The following is a 16,995-nucleotide window of genomic DNA, read 5'->3' on the forward strand; positions in this document are numbered from 1 at the left end:
GGAGCCGCCATGACTTATCACATTCGTGATGCAGTGCACGCCGACCTGCCAGCGATCCGCGACATCTACAACGACGCGGTGCTCAATACCACGGCGATCTGGAATGAACAGGCCGTCGATCTCGGTAATCGCCAGGCCTGGTTCAGTGCCCGGCAAGCTCAGGGTTATCCGATTCTGGTGATCGTCGACGGTGACAACAGCGTGCTGGGCTACGCTTCATTTGGTGACTGGCGGCCGTTTGACGGTTTCCGCCACACCGTCGAGCACTCGGTGTACGTGCGCAGCGACCAGCGCGGCAATGGCCTCGGCCCGCAACTGATGACGGTGCTGATCGAACGCGCCAAAGGTTGCGACAAGCACGTGATGGTCGCCGCCATCGAAAGCGGCAATGCCGCTTCCATTCGCCTGCATGAACGTGCCGGTTTCATCACCACCGGGCAAATGCCGCAGGTGGGCACCAAGTTCGGCCGCTGGCTGGACCTGACCTTCATGCAACTGACCCTCAATCCCGGCGCGGAGCCGCCTGTCGCCAGCAAGGAGTAACGCCCGATGAACGCCGCCCAACTGCGACGCGTCAATGTTGAAAGCTTTGCGCACTATCGTCAGGGTTTGATTGACCTGCTACTCGACGCCGTGGGTTATGGCGCCAGCGTCGGCTTCATGGCCAATCTGGACGCGACCCAGGCTCGCGCCTATTTCGATGAGGTTCAGGAGAACCTGAATAAGGGCAACGTGCTGCTGTGGGTGGTGGTTCGCGACGAACAGGTGGAGGCCAGTGTGCAACTGACCCTGTGCCAGAAAGCCAATGGCCTGAACCGCGCCGAAGTGCAAAAACTGCTGGTGCGTGAACACGCCCGTCGCCGCGGTCTGGGCCAACAGTTGATGAGCGCGCTGGAACAGGCCGCGCTCCAGCACAAGCGCGGCATGCTCTACCTCGACACCGAAGCCGGCTCGCCCGCCGAGGACTTCTATAAGGCGCTGGGTTACACCCGGGCAGGCGAAATCCCCGACTACGCCTGCGATCCGAGCGGGCGCTACAAACCGACCGCGCTCTACTACAAGATTCTGCAAGGAGCCCATTGATGATTCCCGGTGAATACCAGATCCAGCCCGGCGATATCGAACTCAACGTTGGCCGCCGCACCGTCAGCCTGAAAGTGGCCAACAGCGGCGACCGGCCGATCCAGGTCGGCTCGCATTACCACTTTTTCGAAACCAACGATGCCCTGAGCTTCGACCGCGCCGCCAGCCGCGGTATGCGCCTGAACATCCCGGCGGGCACCGCGGTGCGTTTTGAGCCGGGACAAAGTCGCGAGGTCGAACTGGTCGATCTGGCCGGGCATCGCCGGGTGTTCGGGTTTGCCGGGCGGATCATGGGTGATCTGTAACTAATGCGGTGTCTGCACTGGCCCCTTCGCGAGCGAAGCGAACAGTCTCAAACTCAATTGAATCTCAAGGCGTACACATGAAGATCTCCCGTCAGGCCTACGCCGACATGTTCGGCCCCACCGTCGGCGACAAGGTTCGCCTGGCCGACACCAAGCTGTGGATCGAAGTCGAAAAAGACTTCACCACCTACGGCGAAGAAGTGAAATTCGGCGGCGGCAAAGTTATCCGCGACGGCCAGGGCCAGAGCCAACTGTTGGCCGCGGAAGTCGTCGACACCGTGATTACCAACGCACTGATCATCGACCACTGGGGCATCGTCAAAGCGGATGTCGGCCTCAAGGACGGCCGCGTCGCGGGCATCGGCAAGGCCGGCAATCCGGACGTGCAGCCGAACGTGACCATCGCCATCGGCGCCAGCACCGAAGTCATCGCCGGTGAAGGCATGATCCTCACGGCCGGCGGTATTGACACCCACATCCACTTCATCTGCCCGCAACAGATCGAAGAAGCGCTGATGAGCGGCGTCACCACCATGATCGGCGGCGGCACCGGCCCGGCGACGGGCACCAACGCGACGACCTGCACTTCCGGGCCGTGGCACCTGGCGCGCATGCTTCAGGCCGCCGACGCGTTCCCGATGAACATCGGCCTCACCGGCAAGGGCAACGCCAGCCTTCCGGAGCCTTTGATCGAGCAGGTCAAGGCCGGCGCCATCGGCCTCAAGCTGCACGAAGACTGGGGCACCACGCCGGCGAGTATCGACAACTGCCTGAGCGTCGCTGACCAGTACGACGTGCAGGTGGCGATCCACACCGACACGCTCAACGAGTCCGGTTTCGTTGAAACCACCCTCGCCGCGTTCAAGGGCCGCACCATCCACACTTACCACACCGAAGGCGCGGGCGGCGGTCATGCCCCGGACATCATCAAGGCCTGCGGCTTTGCCAACGTGCTGCCGAGCTCGACCAACCCGACCCGCCCATTCACCCGCAACACCATCGACGAACACCTCGACATGCTGATGGTCTGCCACCATCTGGACCCGAGCATTGCCGAAGACGTGGCCTTCGCCGAAAGCCGCATCCGCCGCGAGACGATTGCCGCCGAAGACATCCTCCACGACCTCGGCGCGTTCTCGATGATCAGCTCCGACAGCCAGGCCATGGGCCGCGTCGGCGAAGTCATTACGCGCACCTGGCAAACCGCCGACAAGATGAAAAAACAACGCGGTCCGTTGCCCGGTGACGGCGAAGGCAACGACAACTTCCGCGCCAAACGCTACATCGCCAAGTACACGATCAACCCGGCGATCACCCACGGCATCAGCCATGAAGTCGGTTCGATTGAAGTGGGTAAATGGGCCGATCTGGTACTGTGGCGCCCGGCGTTTTTCGGGGTCAAGCCAACGCTGATCCTCAAGGGCGGCGCCATTGCGGCGAGCCTGATGGGCGATGCCAATGCGTCGATCCCGACGCCGCAACCGGTTCACTACCGCCCTATGTTCGCCAGCTACGGCGGTTCGCTGCACGCCACCAGCCTGACCTTTATCAGCCAGGCGGCGCAGGAGGAGGGCCTACCCGAAGCGCTGGGCTTGAAGAAAAAAATTGCCGTCGTGAAAGGATGCCGCGAAGTGCAGAAAACCGACCTGATCCACAACGACTACCTGCCGAACATCGACGTCGATCCGCAGACCTATCAGGTCAAGGCCGACGGTGTGTTGCTGTGGTGTGAACCGGCGGAGGTGTTGCCGATGGCGCAGCGCTATTTCCTGTTTTAACGACGACATGCCCCTCCTGGCCGACGCATCATCTGAACCCGCGCGTGAACGGTAGTATTGGGCGGCCTGGAAAAAGACTAAGCTGCCCGGATATTCTGCCAGGAAACCCGCCATGCGCTTACCCGAATTCATCAGGCAACACGTGGACCGTATCGTCGATGAATGGGAGCAGTTCGCCAAAACCATCACGCCCGCGGCCGAAAACATGGATCGCGTCGCCTTGCGCGATCACGCCAGGGAGATCCTGTTAGCGGCAGCGCGAGACATGACCACAGCGCAAACCGCCAGCGAACAACGCGCCAAGGCCAAGGGTGAAGGCCCGGAGAAGAGCCCGAGCCTGGACGAGGCCGGCGCCAGCCATGGCGAACTGCGGCATACCGTGGGATTTGACCTGGTGCAGATGACCTCGGAGTTCCGCCATCTGCGCGCCTGTGTGATCCGTTTGTGGGTCGACACCCTCGAATCACCGGACCTGAATTACTTCCAGGACATGATCCGCTTCAACGAAGCCATCGACGAAGCCCTCGCCGAGTCCACTGCCGCCTATGCCGAACAGGTCAATCACTCACGGGACATCTTTCTGGCGATTCTCGGGCATGACCTGCGCGCGCCCTTGCAGGCGGTGAGCATGTCCACTGAGTTGCTGATGCGAAAAGTGACGCTGGAGGGCGACGCACTTGCCTGTGCCAACAACATAAAGCGAGGCGCCCGGCACATGGCGGTGATGGTCAGCGATTTGCTGGAGCTGGTGCGCAGTCGTTTGGGCAAGAACCTGCCCATCGAGCCTGCGCCCATGGATTTGGCGGACGCGGCGCACGCGGCGATTGCCGTAGCCTGCGCCGGCAACCCGGAGTGCGATCCCACGGTGAGCGTGGTGGGCGATACCCGAGGCGTCTGGGATGCCGGGCGAATTGATCAGTTGCTACAAAACCTGATTGGCAATGCGTTGCAGCACGGCTTGAACAAACGGGATGTCAACGTCACCGTGAGCGGCGAGTCGGACGCAGTTCGTCTGACAGTTCATAACTTTGGCGTGCCGATTCCCGAGGAGACCATCGGTACCATCTTCGACCCGCTGGTGCGCAGTGCCGACGAAGAACTCGGCCAGCCAACGACCAGCCTCGGCCTGGGGTTGTTTATCGTCAAGGAAGTGGTGAGTGCCCATGGCGGGACGATAGAGGTCAGTTCTAACGAAACTGACGGGACGCTGTTTACGGTGGTGTTGCCCCGGAACGGATAGGCAGGGATATCGCGTTATCGTTCTTCGTGAGCTGGCTCGCTCCCACAGGGGAATGCGATCACTGTGGGAGCGAGCCTGCTCGCGAAAGCGGACTGACAGGCAACCCGGAATCAACAAAAGGTCTACTCGACCACAAACCGCCCCAACCGCTGCTTCAACATCCGGTTCTCAGCCCGCAACTGCTGAACCTCTTCAAGCAGTTCCAGTGCGAGGGCGACGCCTTCCCATTCCAGTTCCAGATCGCGCCGCAACTTGGCGGCGCGCTTGGCCAGGACCAGCTCGTAATCATTGAAACGCCAATCCTTAGGCTGCTTGCCCTGAGGTTCGAGGATGCCGTGTTCGACAATTTCGATCACGTAGACGTCCGACAGGTCGGTCGCCTCACAGAATTCTGCCAGGTCCAGGTGAACGATCAGGGGGTTGCTCATGATGGGCTACTCCGTCTCTTGGCTCAGAAGTTTTCTCTTGGGTTGAACTCGGCTTTTTTCGCCAGTTCCTGCCACAACGCCTTGACCTCATCGCTCGACGCTTTTGGCATGACCGCTTTCAGTTGCACGAACAGGAAGCCACGCTCGCCCGCCTTGTTCATCAGGCCGTGACCCTTGGCGCGCATGCGCTGGCCGTTCTGGCTGCCGGCCGGGACCTTGAGGTTAATCTTGCCGGTCAGGGTCGGGACGGCCACTTCGGTGCCCAGTGCCAGTTCCCACGGAGCCAGTGGCAACGTGATGATCAGGTTCTCGCCTTCGACATCAAACTTCGGATGCGGCGCGAAGCGAATGATCAGGAACAAGTCGCCATTGGCGCCGCCGCCGACGCCCGGTGCGCCCTGGCCCTTGAGGCGGATGCGCTCTCCGTCGGTCACGCCGGCCGGTATTTTCACGTTCAGGCTTTTGCTGGTGTTGCTGACGTGCTGACCGGCCGCGTTGTATTGCGGCACCTGGAAGGTGACCTTCTTCGATTCGTTCGAGAGGGTTTCTTCCAGGAAAATCCCGAGTTCCATTTCCACGTCTTGCCCTCGACGTCCGGTACTGCGACGCGACTCTCCACCGCCAAAACCAGGTCCACGGTTACCGAAGATCGAACTGAAGAAGTCCGAGAAGTCGCCCGTGTCCTGACCACCACCAAAACCACCGGCACCACGACCCTGCCAACCCGGCGGGCCCTGGAACGGCTGGCCGTGCTGGCCGTATTTGCGCAAGTCGTCGTATTCGGCGCGCTTGTCGGCGCTTTTCAGCGCTTCATAGGCTTCCGAGGCGTCCTTGAACTTGGCCTCGGCGTCCTTTTCTTTGCTGACATCGGGGTGGTATTTACGCGCCAGCTTGCGATAGGCAGCCTTGATTGCCTTGTCGTCAGCGGTCGGTTCCACACCGAGAATCTTGTAATAGTCTTTGAAGTCCATCTAAGGATCACCATCCGTTATCAATTCGCGCAGCCACGCACAGCATGCTCCTGTTTGCAGCATTTGGATTGACCGATCTCAACTTTGTGACCGGGCGGCGCGTCAGAAGTTTATCGGCAGCGGGCGGCGGTTCTTGCGACCGCCGGTTGGCTACCAGGCCCATGCCAGCAAGTTTGGGGCAAAGCTGAGTGTTTCAAGCGCTAATGGCGGCGAATTAGCGGATAGTCGGCCTTCGAATATTCGTCGCACTGACATACACTGCGCGGCCGTTTTTTAACCGGAACCTGTAAAGACATGAAAAACGCATCTCCAGCCCGTGCCTGTGGTATCGACTTCGGCACGTCCAACTCCACCGTCGGCTGGCTGCGCCCCGGCATGGAAACGCTGATCGCGCTGGAGGACGACAAGATCACCCTGCCCTCGGTGGTCTTCTTCAACATGGAAGAACGCCGCCCGGTGTACGGCCGTCTGGCGCTGCACGAGTATCTGGAAGGCTACGAAGGCCGCTTGATGCGTTCGCTCAAGAGCCTGTTGGGCTCCAAGCTGATCAAGCACGACACCAGCGTTCTCGGCACGGCAATGCCGTTCAAGGACCTGCTCGGGCTGTTCATCGGCCAGCTGAAGAAGCGCGCCGAGACTGCCGCTGGTCGGGAGTTCGAGGAAGTGGTGCTCGGCCGTCCGGTGTTTTTCGTCGATGACGATGAAATGGCCGACCAGGAAGCCGAAAACACCCTGGTCGACGTGGCCCGCGCCATTGGTTTCAAGGATGTCTCGTTCCAGTACGAACCGATTGCGGCGGCGTTCGACTATGAGTCGACCATCGAAAAAGAAGAGTTGGTGCTGATCGTCGACATCGGCGGCGGTACCTCCGACTTCTCGCTGGTGCGCCTGTCGCCTGAGCGCCGCAACCACGACAACCGTCATGACGACATCCTCGCCACCGGCGGCGTACACATCGGCGGAACCGATTTCGACAAGCAGCTGAGCCTGCAAGGCCTGATGCCGCTGTTCGGCTATGGCAGCCGCATGAAGAGCGGCGCCTACATGCCGACCAGCCACCACATGAACCTGGCGACCTGGCACACCATCAACTCGGTGTACTCGCAAAAGTCGACCCTGGCCCTGGGCAGCATGCGCTACGACATCGAAGACACCGGCGGCATTGATCGCCTGTTCAAGCTGATCGACCAGCGCGCCGGCCACTGGCTGGCCATGGAAGTGGAAGAAACCAAGATCCAGCTGACCCACGCCGACAGCCGCCATGTGCCGCTGGACCGGATCGAGCCGGGGCTGAGTGTGGAACTGAGCCGCGCCCTGTTCGAATCGGCCATCGAAGCGTTGCTGGAGCGCGTGCGCAACAGCGTGACGCAGATGCTCAACGACGCGAATGTGCGGGTCGATCAGGTGGATACGGTGTTCTTCACAGGCGGTTCGAGCGGGATTCCGGCGCTGCGCAACAGTGTCTCGGCGATGTTGCCCAAGGCGCGGCATGTGGAAGGGAACATCTTCGGCAGCATTGGTAGCGGGTTGGCGATTGAAGCGTCAAAGCGTTACGGCTCGATGGACTGATCCGAAACCGAATTGCACCCATCGCGGGCAAGCCACGCTCCCACATTAGATCTCGGTCGACTGTGGGAGCGTGGCTTGCCCGCGAAGGCGTCAGGACATGCAACACATCTCTGGGATCAAACCATCCCCACCTGCCTCAACTCGCTCTTCAGGTACGCGTAATAAATCGGCCCCGCCACCACCCCAGGCAGGCCGAACGCGGCTTCGAACACCAGCATTGCCAGCAGCAACTCCCACGACTTGGCACTGATCTGCCCGCCGACGATCCGCGCGTTGAGGAAGTACTCGAGCTTGTGGATAAAAATCAGGTATCCCAGCGCCGCCACCGCGACCCAGATCGACAGTGACAAACCGACAATGGTGATCAGCGTGTTCGACATCAGGTTGCCGATGACCGGCAGCAAGCCGAGCAGGAAGGTCAGCACGATCAGGGTTTTGGTCAGCGGCAGCTTGATGCCGAACATCGGCAGGATCACCGCCAGGAAGATCCCGGTGAAGAAGGTGTTGAGCAGGGAAATCTTGATCTGTGCAAACACGATGTTACGAAATGCCTGGACCAGCAAATGCAGACGATCAAACAGCGCAGCGGCCAGCGGCTTGCGTTTGGTCAGGTCCGGCACGCGCTGCAAGGCAATGATCGCCCCCAGCACCATACCGATCAGCAGCGTCACGAACATGTGCGCCGCATCCTTGCCGACCAGTTGTAAATCGCTCAAGTGCTTGCTGATCCATTCGCCGATGGCCACGCGGAATTCACCGGCACTGGCGGGCAGATAGGCGTCGATGAACGGCGGTAATTGCCCGCGCGCGCGTTCAACCACGTGCATGAATTTATCGAGGGATGCGCCGGGGTTTTCCGCCTCGTGCAGCAGAAAACTGAAGGCGCCGGCAAAGATCAGCGCCAGCACACTCACCACCAGAGTCCCGAGCAGCGCCACCGCCAGCCAGCGCGCGCGCCGGCCTTCGATCAGCCGCTGTAATTGCGGCGTGAGCATATTCACCAGCTCGAACACCAGCAGGCCGGCCAACAGGCTAGGCAACAAGCGCAGCGGGATCACCAGCAGCAAACCACCAAAAATGATGACCCAACTGATCAGCAGCAAAACGTGGCGTTGAGAAAACGTTGGCATACAGCCTCAAAACGAACGGCGTAAAAAGGATTGGCAGTCTGCCAGCGTTCCGGTGGCAGCACTAGGAATTGTGTAGGTCGACCTTAGTCGGGGCTTGGGCGGATATTGGCAGTAACCCGACTGGCCGCTTCGCGAGCAGGCTGCTCACATTAGTCTTGCGAACATAAATCCATTGTGGGAGCGAGCCTGCTCGCGGAGAAGCCCTCTCAGCCCCCACATCGTCTGAACCGGTTTATTTTTTCTTCAGGCAATCACTCATGAACGCCTTGCGCTGATCGCCCTTCAGCGCCTTGGTCGCCGCATCGGCGTTGCAGGCTTTCATCTTCTCCTGCTGAGGGGTCATGGCTTTCACGTCAGTGGCGGCCGGCGTGGCTTTGAGGCAGTTACTCATGAACGCTTTGCGCTCATCACCTTTCAGCGCCTTGGTGGTGGCTTCGGCGTTGCAGGTTTTCATTTTCTCTTGTTGCGGGGTCATCGCTTTCGCGTCAGCGGCGGCGGGCGCGGCCGGCGCAGCTTTGAGACAGGTACTCATGAACGTATTGCGCTCATCGCCCTTGAGACTTTTGGCCGTCGCATCGGCATTGCAGGCCGTCATCTTGTCCTGCTGTGCAGTGGCCGCGAAGCCCTGGGAGCAGAGCAGCAAACCGATCATCAACAAAGGGGCACGCAACATCTTCATGGAGTTTTCTCCTTGTTGCCGCGCCGAGGGGCACGGCCTCATGCTGGAGTGTAGACAACCCCTGTTACACCTTCCTGTTCTCCAAGTGACTGCGTCGATACTGCTCCGGCGTACACCCGGCCTGGCGTTGAAACATCGCGATAAAAGCCGAGCCGGTGCTGTAACCCATATCGAAGGCGATGTCCTGAACACTGCGCTGGCCGTCCAGCGCCTCGATCGCCGCGAGGAAGCGCAGGCGTTGGCGCCACTCGCCGAAACTCATGCCCAGCTCGCGAACGAACTGCCTTGCGAGTGTGCGTTCGCTGACGTGGATTTGTGCAGCCCAATCGGCCAGGGGCCGGTTTTCGCCCGGTTCGGCGTGCAAGGCTTCCAGTATCCCGAGCAACCCCGGACTGCTGGCGTAGGGCAGATAGCATTCATGCATTGGCGCCAGTTGCAGTTGATCCACCAACACCTGGCCTAGACGAATGTCTGCCTCGTGCTCGGGAATCTTCACATCCCGCGCCGCGAAATCCTTGAGGATCGCTTTGAGAATGTCGCTGATTGCCAGCGTGCAGGCCTGTTGCGGCAACTCGCGGCACAGCGAAGGCGCCAGGCACACCGCGCGATAGTTGATCGGCTGATTGCTATAGAAGCTGTGCTCGATCTCGGGCGGTACCCACACGGCGTATTGCGGCGGCGACATGAAGCGGTTGTCGCCGATTTCCATGTGCAACACGCCATTGGCCGAATACTCGAGCGTGCCCCAAGGGTGGCGGTGAGCCGAGGCGTATTCGTGGGTGTTGAAGTCGGCGTAGCGGAAGTAGATCGGGGCCGGCAGTTCGGCAAAATCCAGAAGGTCGATGTGTTTACTGGTCATGCTGTCCGTCATCAAGGGCCGATTGTCTGGATCGAAGTATAGGCTTTGATCCAGACAGGCAGATAATTGCCCCTCATTAACGTTCTGGTTTTTTCCGATGCAATACGCTTATCCCCTGCTGGCCATTTTCATTTGGGCTGGCAACACCGTGATCACTAAAATGTCGGCCGGGGCCATCTTCCCTGCCGAGATCGGTTTCTACCGCTGGCTGCTGGCCGGAATGCTGTTCACGCCGTTCATGCTCAAACCGGTGATCGCGCATTGGCCGAAGATTCGTCCGAACCTGGGCAAGATTTTCGTCCTCGGTGTGCTGGGCATGGCGGTCTATCAGAGCCTGGCCTACTTCGCCGCGGCGCTGACCTCGGCCACCAACATGGGGATCATCCTGTCGCTGATGCCGCTGATATCGCTGGCCATGGCAATTATCAGCCTCGGCCAACGCCTGACCGTCGGCGCATTGGCCGGTGCAGTGCTGTCGTTTGCCGGTGTGTTGGTGGTGGTGTCGTCCGGCAGCCTCGGCGCGCTGCTGGAACACGGGGTGAACCTGGGCGACGCGATGATGTTGATCGCCACGCTGGCCTACGCGATCTACAGCACCTTGCTGAAAAAATGGCAGCTGCGCTTGCCACCGCTGGTGTTGTTGTATTTGCAGGTATGGGTGGCGGTGGTGGTGCTGTTTCCACTGTTTGTGATTTCACCGAAGGTCGGGCCGACGCTGCAGAATATTCCGCTGGTGCTATACGCCTGCCTGCTGGCTTCGATGGTGGCACCGCTGGCGTGGATGCAGGCGGTGGTGCGGTTGGGACCGAGCCGGACCACGCTGTTTTTCAATTTGCTGCCGGTGATTACCGCGTTGATTGCAGCGGTGGTGCTGCATGAGCAGTTGGCGCTGTATCACTTGGTGGGGGGATTGTTGACGCTGGGCGGGGTGGTGCTTTCGGAGCGCTGGACCACAGTTATCGGCCGGACATAATCCCCTGTGGCGAGGGGGCTTGCCCCCTCGCCACAGGTCTAAACGCCTGCCGCTTTAAGTCGGGCGGCATGCTCGACGAACAACCGAATCGGCTCGGCCCCCTTCCCCACCAACCCCAGCGACTGATTGACGATGTCGAAGTGATCCAGCGGATATTCGTTGCCAATCACCGTCCCCAGGTGCGAGCTGTAACGCCCGACCATCCCGTCGCAATGCCCGGCCTCGTTCACAAAGGTTTTGGCAAACAACCGGCAACTGCGATTAGTCCCGTCCAACAGATTGCGCCCGCGATCTGTAATGCCAGGCTGCAACGTCCCGGACCACGAGTAATAACGCACGCCATTGACCTCCTCCGGCCCGTGCCCGCCCCAGGTTTCGGGCAGGCCCTGTGGATAACGCTGATTGAACAACGCCACGCCAGCGGTCGTGAGCGAGTGATGGGAGGCATGGATGTCCACCGGCAGCTTCGGCCCGCGATAACCGGTTTCGAGCAGGCTCATCAACGCGCCGATCACCCGTAACAGCAAGCTCAGCAACCGGCCCTTGGCGCTGTCATGCGGGTAGTGTTTGTGCAGGTAATCAGCCAGTTCCGAACCGTGATTCGGTCCGGCCACCGACGTCACCGATGCCACGAGGTCCGGGCGTTTGGCCGCCGCGTATCGGGCCGTCAGCGAACCCTGGCTGTGACCCAACAGGTTGACCTTCCCGGCCCCGGTCTCGCGCAGGATTTCCTCGATTCGCACCAGCAGTTGCTCACCGCGCACTTCACTGGAATGGAGCGGCGAGACCTGCACCGCGAACACGATTGCCCCACCCTGGCGCAACGCCGAGACGATGCCGTACCAGTAGGGGTAGAGCACCAGCCGGACGAACCCGAGCATTCCCGGGACCAGCACTAACGGGTAACGCGTGGCGGAACCTTGTGACATGGGCGAACGTCCGTGTGGTCGATGAGATGAAGCAAGGAGCGATGCAAGACGTCAGCCAAGCATCGTCACCGAAGATGACAACTCGACGACCAGTCTATGACAACCACCCCACTTGAGCGCTACTTCAACCCAACTACGCCCGCCACGATGAGCCCGACCGACAGCAGTTTGATCGCCGTCAGGCTTTCACCCAGCAATGCAAACCCCAGGAATACCGTGCCCAGTGAACCGACGGCGGTCCAGATCGGATACGCGATGCTCACCGGCAATTCGCGCATGGCCAGGGTCAGGAAGTAAATCCCGCCCACGGCGGCCACTACCGTGATCAGCGACGGCCAGAGCCGGGTGAAGCCTTCGGCGTACTTCATGCCCATGGCGAAGGTGACTTCGAACCCGGCGGCGATCAGCAGAAACAGCCAGGCCATCTAGAACTCCCTGGCCAGCGCCAACAGGCGCTGCTCGGCTTCGGCGGCGGAGGTCCGGAAGGTGCGCTCTTCGGACTCTTCGCCCTCGGCGGCGACCACGGTGATGTCGGTGATGCCGATGAACCCCAGTGCCGTGCGCAGCAAAGGATCAGCGTGGTTCATCGCTTCCAGCTCACCGCCCGGACCGAAACCGAAGCCGCCGCGACTGGTGACGATCAAGGCTTTTTTGCCCTGTACCAGCGGCTCGTATTGGGCCACGCCGTTGTCCAGGGTGTGGTTGAACGTCAGGCCGAGTCGAACAATTTGGTCGATCCAGGCCTTGAGGCCGCTGGGTAGGCTGAAGTTGTGCATCGGCGTGGAAATCACCAGCAAATCGTGGCCCAGCAGTTCGCCCACCAATTCGTCGCTGAAGGCCAGATCAGCCTGCATGGCCAGCGGACGCGCAGCCGGTTCCGGGTAAAACGCGGCGGCTATAAAAGCTTCGTTGACTGGTGGAATCAGCGCCCGGCCAACTTCGCGACGGGTCAACCGAGCGTGCGGATGACGCGCCTGCCAGGCTGAAAGAAACACTTCAGCCAAACGGCGGGAGTGAGATCGGTCGCCACGGGGGCTGGCGTGAATAGCAAGAATTTTACTCATCTGAATCTCCTTGGGATTACACTCGAACGGCGTGTGGATTGCAGCTTGTAGCCCACAACGAACCGCTTCAAATGAGCAGAAATAAGTCTGGATGAATCCATTTCATCCTTGGAGCCTTGAATGTTTGCCTCGTTGCCGCTGACCGCCCTGCGCGCCTTTGAGTCCGCTTCCCGCTTGCTGAGTTTCAAGGCTGCCGCCGAAGAACTCTCGGTAACGCCGACCGCGGTGTCCCATCAGATTCGCTCATTGGAAACCTGGCTCGGCGTGCCGCTGTTCGAGCGACTGCCTCGGAAAGTGCGCCTGACCGATGGCGGTGAACGGTTGTTCCGCAGCCTGCACGGTGCCTTTCTGGATGTTGCCCAAAGCGTCGACACCTTGCGCCCCCAACGCAACGGCGCGAGCTTGACGGTCTCCACCACGGCAGCCTTCGCAGCCCTGTGGCTGGTGCCGCGCCTTGGGCGCTTTTATGCGCGCCATCCGGGCATCAGCCTGCGCCTGGGCACCCACTGTGAAGTGATCGATCTGCATCAGGACGCCAGCGTCGATCTGGTGCTTCGCTACAGCCTCGACACCTACCCCAACCTTTATGGGTTGTGTTTGTTCGATGAGTCCTTCGGCGTCTACGGCTCGCCCGAGCAGGTCGCGTTGGCCGCCATTCGCACGCCGACACTGATCAGCGTGCACTGGCACAACTCCAAGCTGTACGCCCATGGCTGGGAGGCCTGGTGCGAGCAGTCGGGCGAGTCGTGGCTGTCCGGCAACCCCGCTGTCCGTGAATACGACGAAGAGCATTACGCCCTGCAAGCAGCGATTGCCGGGCAAGGCCTGGTGCTGGCGAGCAATATTCTGGTGTCGGAAAGCGTGGCCAGCGGGTTGCTGGTGGCGTATCGCGGCGAGATTCAGGTCGATGGCGCCGGGTATAGCGCACTGTGCGTGCCGGGACGCGAGCGGCATCCGCCGGTCCGGGCATTTTTTGCGTGGTTGCGCGAGGAGGCGTTGCTGTCCGGGCACGCACTGGCGTGATGCCGCCGATTACAAAATTACATCAAACTTTTCGCCGCATGCATGACTCACAACTTTCGTAGCGATCACTTCTTTAGAAGGTGACGCCAACCGGATTAGCCTCCAGGAGAATGAGATGAGTGACATGCATTTGTCTGATGTAACCACGCTTCGCGAACGGGCTCGGCAGAATGTCGAGAATGGCGCGGTCACTGAAAGCTACAGCGCCGACCTTGAAGAGGTCCTGCGCCTGCTCAACGCATCGCTGGCAACGGAACTGGTCTGCGTGTTGCGCTATAAGCGTCACTACTTCATGGCGAACGGCTTGAAAGCCCATGTCGCGGCCGATGAGTTTCTCGAACACGCGACCCAGGAAGCCGAACACGCCGACCGCCTGGCCGAGCGCATTGTGCAGCTGGGCGGTGAACCGGAATTCAACCCTGATCTGTTGTCGAAAAACTCTCATGCCCAGTATGTGGCGGGGAACAACCTCAAGGAGATGGTCTACGAAGACCTGGTTGCCGAGCGCATCGCCATCGACAGCTACCGCGAGATCATTCAGTACATCGGCGAGAAAGACCCGACTACACGGCGGATCTTTGAGGACATCCTGGCTCAGGAAGAAGAGCATGCCGATGACATGGCTGACATTCTGAAAGATTTGTAGCGCCTGTTACACCGCCTTCGCGAGCAGGCTCGCGCCCACATTGGACCTGTGAACGCCGGACCATTGCGGGAGCGAGCCTGCTCGCGAAGAGGCCATCATGAACAACCCATTACTTTGTTGGCTTGACGGTCACAGGCGCCTTGCCCGCCTTCATCTGCTCCAGCAACGGCGCACACTGGTTCGGCTCACCCCCGCTCGGCGCCACCAGTGCCAACAATCCTGCAGCCGGCGCAGCAATCACGCCCAACGCCACCATCCCCGCACCGCGCAGCATCAGTGGCACCGCTTTCACCCCCGCGTCCGGCTTGATGAATTTGCCCCGTACGTACAGCGGCGAGCGCAGCGAAATCAACCGCCAGCCTTTCGACTCCGGTGTGATAGTCAGGTCCAGTTGTTCGGTCGCCATGTTCGCGGTGCCATCAATGTAGATAATCGCGTTCTCGGTATCGAAGACGAACAGGCGCGTGGTCGCCAGCCCGGTCTTGATGTCGAAGTCGGCCGCCGCGCAGTTGATCTTCACTTCCTTGTCGCCAAAGATTTTGCCAACCACGTAGTTACCGACATTGAGCCCGGCCAGTTCCATCAGCTCGCGGCTGATCGCGCCGTCATTGATCAGCAATTTCAGATTGCCGTTGGCGCTGCCCAACAACGTGGCCACCGAGTTACCGCGCCCCGAGATGTCGGCATCGCCATTGAGTTCGCCGAAACTGGTTTTCATCGGTTCGAAGGTCGGGAACAGTTGCTTGAGCTTGAACTTGCGCGCGGTGAGTTTGGCCTGCCCTTCCAGCGGTTCAGTCCGGCCATTCAAGCGAATCTGCGCTTCCAGATTGCCACCCGCCACGCCAAAACGCAGGGGTTCAAGGCTGAGCTGGCCGTCGGTCAACACCAGGTGTGTATAGAGGTCGGTGAATGGCAGTTTTTCACTGTGGACGATGCGCTTGCCGGTGAATTCGACGTCAGCATCCATGTCACGCCAGCGTTCGGTCTTGAACGCTTCGACCGGCAACACTTTGTCCGTCGGCTGTTCGCTGTCGCCGCCACGGGCTTTTTGCTTGGCGTTGGAATCGGCGCCAATCAGCGGTGCCAAGTCTGCGAACAGCAGTTGATTGGAAAGCAGTGAGCCACTGAGTTTGGGCCTTGGCTGACTGGCGACGTACGCCAGGCTGCCATGAATGTCACTCTCGCCGATCTTGCCGTTGAATTCTTCATAGCGGAACACCGCACCACCCGGCTCATGCAGCTTGGCGATCAAGTGCCCGTCGGTGGCGTATGGCGGCGTGTCCGGTAGCGTCACGCCAGTCAGCGGATAGAGATTGCCGAGGCTGGTGCCGGCCAGTTTCAGCCGCAAGTTCAGCGCGCCGAGGTTCAGGGGATCGGTCAAGGTGCCGGCCAGTTCGACGCTGGTATCGGCAATCTTCACTTGGGCCTGCAGCGGGAACGGCTTGGCCGCATCCTGCAGGGCCAACAAGCCGCCAATCTTGCCGGAGCCTTCGAGTTTCTGCGCGTGGTATTGGCCTTTGACCTTGAGGGCGAAGGCGTAATCCTGTGGCGAAGCCCCCTTCTCAAGCGCGGTTTTCGCGGCTTTGTCACCGACGATGTCGCTGAACGGGATTGGCTTGCCCAGCGGATCGATGAGCACATCAAGCTGCGTCTTCAGGTTCTGGTCATCAAGGGTGACATGGCCTTTGTCGAAACCGATGGCGCCGATGTCAACCACCCAATTCGATGGTTCGGCGCTGGGGTCTTTCGGGTCGAAGTTGAAGGTCCAGTTAGCGCGGCCATCGGCCAATCGCTGGAGCTGGGCGTTCGGTTCGGTCAGGTCGATGCGCGGGATGACCACCCGCTGCGCCAGCAGAGCCAGTGGCGAAATACGTAATTCAACGCGCCTGAGGGTGACCATCTGCGGCTGTTTCGACCAGTCCGGATTGCCTAGGCTGAGGTCTTCCGCCACCACATGCGGCCACGGCACCCAGGCCCGCCAGCCATCCTCGTCAGGCTCGCGCTGCCAGACCACCGCGAGGTTGCCATTAATAGCAAACGCTCGGTGAAGCTCTTCGGAGACTTTGGTGTTGATCGTGGGTTTGATCCGGTTCCAATCGAAGAACACGATGATCAGCACGAGTATCGCCAGCAGAACAACCAGGCTGGCAAAGACCCAGGCAAATATTTTGGGGGTGCGCGTCATTGCACAAAACTCCTGAATACGACTGCACGCCCTGACAACGACGCACGTGTGAAACGTTAGGCCAGAACCGGCCTGCCATGACAGCTAGGACTGGGAAAAGCCGCGCAGGTTTAACCGAAAAACCTATTAACGT

General features: G+C 60.4%; 18 protein-coding genes. 9 read left to right on the top strand and 9 right to left on the bottom strand.

From position 1 onward, the window contains the following. Positions 1-9: 9 nt before the first annotated feature. The 5 genes from NL116_RS29055 (at position 10) to NL116_RS29075 (ending at position 4,406) form a co-directional block, all read left to right on the top strand. A complete protein-coding gene (locus NL116_RS29055) occupies positions 10-543 on the top strand; it encodes a GNAT family N-acetyltransferase (protein ID WP_494375060.1) in 534 nt (177 codons plus the stop codon). A 6-nt stretch (positions 544-549) separates the two neighbouring features. Further along, positions 550-1,083, top strand: a complete 534-nt coding sequence (locus tag NL116_RS29060; RefSeq protein ID WP_494375061.1) for a GNAT family N-acetyltransferase — start codon at positions 550-552, stop codon at positions 1,081-1,083. After that, positions 1,083-1,388: an urease subunit beta gene (locus tag NL116_RS29065; RefSeq protein ID WP_010464099.1), complete on the top strand. Its 306-nt coding sequence runs from the start codon at positions 1,083-1,085 to the stop codon at positions 1,386-1,388. The genes NL116_RS29060 and NL116_RS29065 overlap by 1 nt, the downstream gene beginning before the upstream one ends. Positions 1,389-1,465: 77 nt before the next feature. Further along, positions 1,466-3,166 carry an urease subunit alpha gene (gene ureC / locus NL116_RS29070; protein WP_494375062.1) on the top strand — a complete coding sequence of 567 codons (1,701 nt, stop codon included), beginning with the start codon at positions 1,466-1,468 and terminating at the stop codon, positions 3,164-3,166. A gap of 112 nt (positions 3,167-3,278) precedes the next feature. Beyond that, positions 3,279-4,406 carry an ATP-binding protein gene (locus NL116_RS29075; protein WP_494375063.1) on the top strand — a complete coding sequence of 376 codons (1,128 nt, stop codon included), beginning with the start codon at positions 3,279-3,281 and terminating at the stop codon, positions 4,404-4,406. 122 nt (positions 4,407-4,528) lie between these two features. Here the strand turns inward: NL116_RS29075 and NL116_RS29080 are convergent, their stop codons facing one another. Together NL116_RS29080 and NL116_RS29085 are read right to left on the bottom strand one after the other, a co-directional pair. Beyond that, complete coding sequence (locus NL116_RS29080) at positions 4,529-4,834, bottom strand: chaperone modulator CbpM (RefSeq protein WP_494375064.1); 306 nt, start codon at positions 4,832-4,834, stop codon at positions 4,529-4,531. A 23-nt stretch (positions 4,835-4,857) separates the two neighbouring features. After that, entirely contained in the window at positions 4,858-5,805 is a 948-nt protein-coding gene (locus NL116_RS29085; protein WP_494375065.1) for a DnaJ C-terminal domain-containing protein, read from the bottom strand. 294 nt (positions 5,806-6,099) lie between these two features. On the opposite strand from NL116_RS29085, the gene NL116_RS29090 reads away from it, so the two are divergent. Beyond that, complete coding sequence (locus NL116_RS29090) at positions 6,100-7,374, top strand: Hsp70 family protein (RefSeq protein ID WP_140669671.1); 1,275 nt, start codon at positions 6,100-6,102, stop codon at positions 7,372-7,374. Between the two features lie 116 nt (positions 7,375-7,490). Here NL116_RS29090 and NL116_RS29095 read toward each other — a convergent pair whose 3' ends face one another. From NL116_RS29095 to NL116_RS29105, 3 genes are all read right to left on the bottom strand, one after another. Next, complete coding sequence (locus NL116_RS29095) at positions 7,491-8,504, bottom strand: AI-2E family transporter (protein ID WP_027921942.1); 1,014 nt, start codon at positions 8,502-8,504, stop codon at positions 7,491-7,493. Positions 8,505-8,736: 232 nt separating this feature from the next. After that, complete coding sequence (locus NL116_RS29100) at positions 8,737-9,183, bottom strand: PsiF family protein (protein ID WP_494375066.1); 447 nt, start codon at positions 9,181-9,183, stop codon at positions 8,737-8,739. 64 nt (positions 9,184-9,247) lie between these two features. Next, complete coding sequence (locus NL116_RS29105) at positions 9,248-10,042, bottom strand: AraC family transcriptional regulator (protein ID WP_494375067.1); 795 nt, start codon at positions 10,040-10,042, stop codon at positions 9,248-9,250. 97 nt (positions 10,043-10,139) lie between these two features. On the opposite strand from NL116_RS29105, the gene NL116_RS29110 reads away from it, so the two are divergent. Beyond that, positions 10,140-11,015 carry a DMT family transporter gene (locus NL116_RS29110; RefSeq protein ID WP_494375068.1) on the top strand — a complete coding sequence of 292 codons (876 nt, stop codon included), beginning with the start codon at positions 10,140-10,142 and terminating at the stop codon, positions 11,013-11,015. Positions 11,016-11,053: 38 nt separating this feature from the next. Here the strand turns inward: NL116_RS29110 and NL116_RS29115 are convergent, their stop codons facing one another. The 3 genes from NL116_RS29115 to NL116_RS29125 form a co-directional block, all read right to left on the bottom strand. Then, complete coding sequence (locus NL116_RS29115) at positions 11,054-11,944, bottom strand: esterase/lipase family protein (RefSeq protein WP_494375069.1); 891 nt, start codon at positions 11,942-11,944, stop codon at positions 11,054-11,056. A gap of 119 nt (positions 11,945-12,063) precedes the next feature. After that, the gene (locus tag NL116_RS29120) at positions 12,064-12,369 is read right to left on the bottom strand and encodes a DMT family transporter (protein WP_494375070.1); all 306 of its coding nucleotides are present in this window, start codon (positions 12,367-12,369) and stop codon (positions 12,064-12,066) included. Further along, positions 12,370-13,008, bottom strand: a complete 639-nt coding sequence (locus NL116_RS29125) for an FMN-dependent NADH-azoreductase (RefSeq protein WP_494375071.1) — start codon at positions 13,006-13,008, stop codon at positions 12,370-12,372. A 120-nt stretch (positions 13,009-13,128) separates the two neighbouring features. On the opposite strand from NL116_RS29125, the gene NL116_RS29130 reads away from it, so the two are divergent. Continuing rightward, on the top strand, positions 13,129-14,031 hold the full coding sequence (locus tag NL116_RS29130; protein WP_494375072.1) for a LysR substrate-binding domain-containing protein: 903 nt from the start codon (positions 13,129-13,131) through the stop codon (positions 14,029-14,031). A 115-nt stretch (positions 14,032-14,146) separates the two neighbouring features. Beyond that, positions 14,147-14,677: a ferritin-like domain-containing protein gene (locus NL116_RS29135; RefSeq protein ID WP_494375073.1), complete on the top strand. Its 531-nt coding sequence runs from the start codon at positions 14,147-14,149 to the stop codon at positions 14,675-14,677. 109 nt (positions 14,678-14,786) lie between these two features. Here the strand turns inward: NL116_RS29135 and NL116_RS29140 are convergent, their stop codons facing one another. Continuing rightward, a complete protein-coding gene (locus NL116_RS29140) occupies positions 14,787-16,862 on the bottom strand; it encodes an AsmA family protein (protein WP_494375074.1) in 2,076 nt (691 codons plus the stop codon). Between the last annotated feature and the right edge of the window lie 133 nt (positions 16,863-16,995).

It is taken from the genome of Pseudomonas sp. FBCC-B1667 (genome assembly GCF_059133255.1).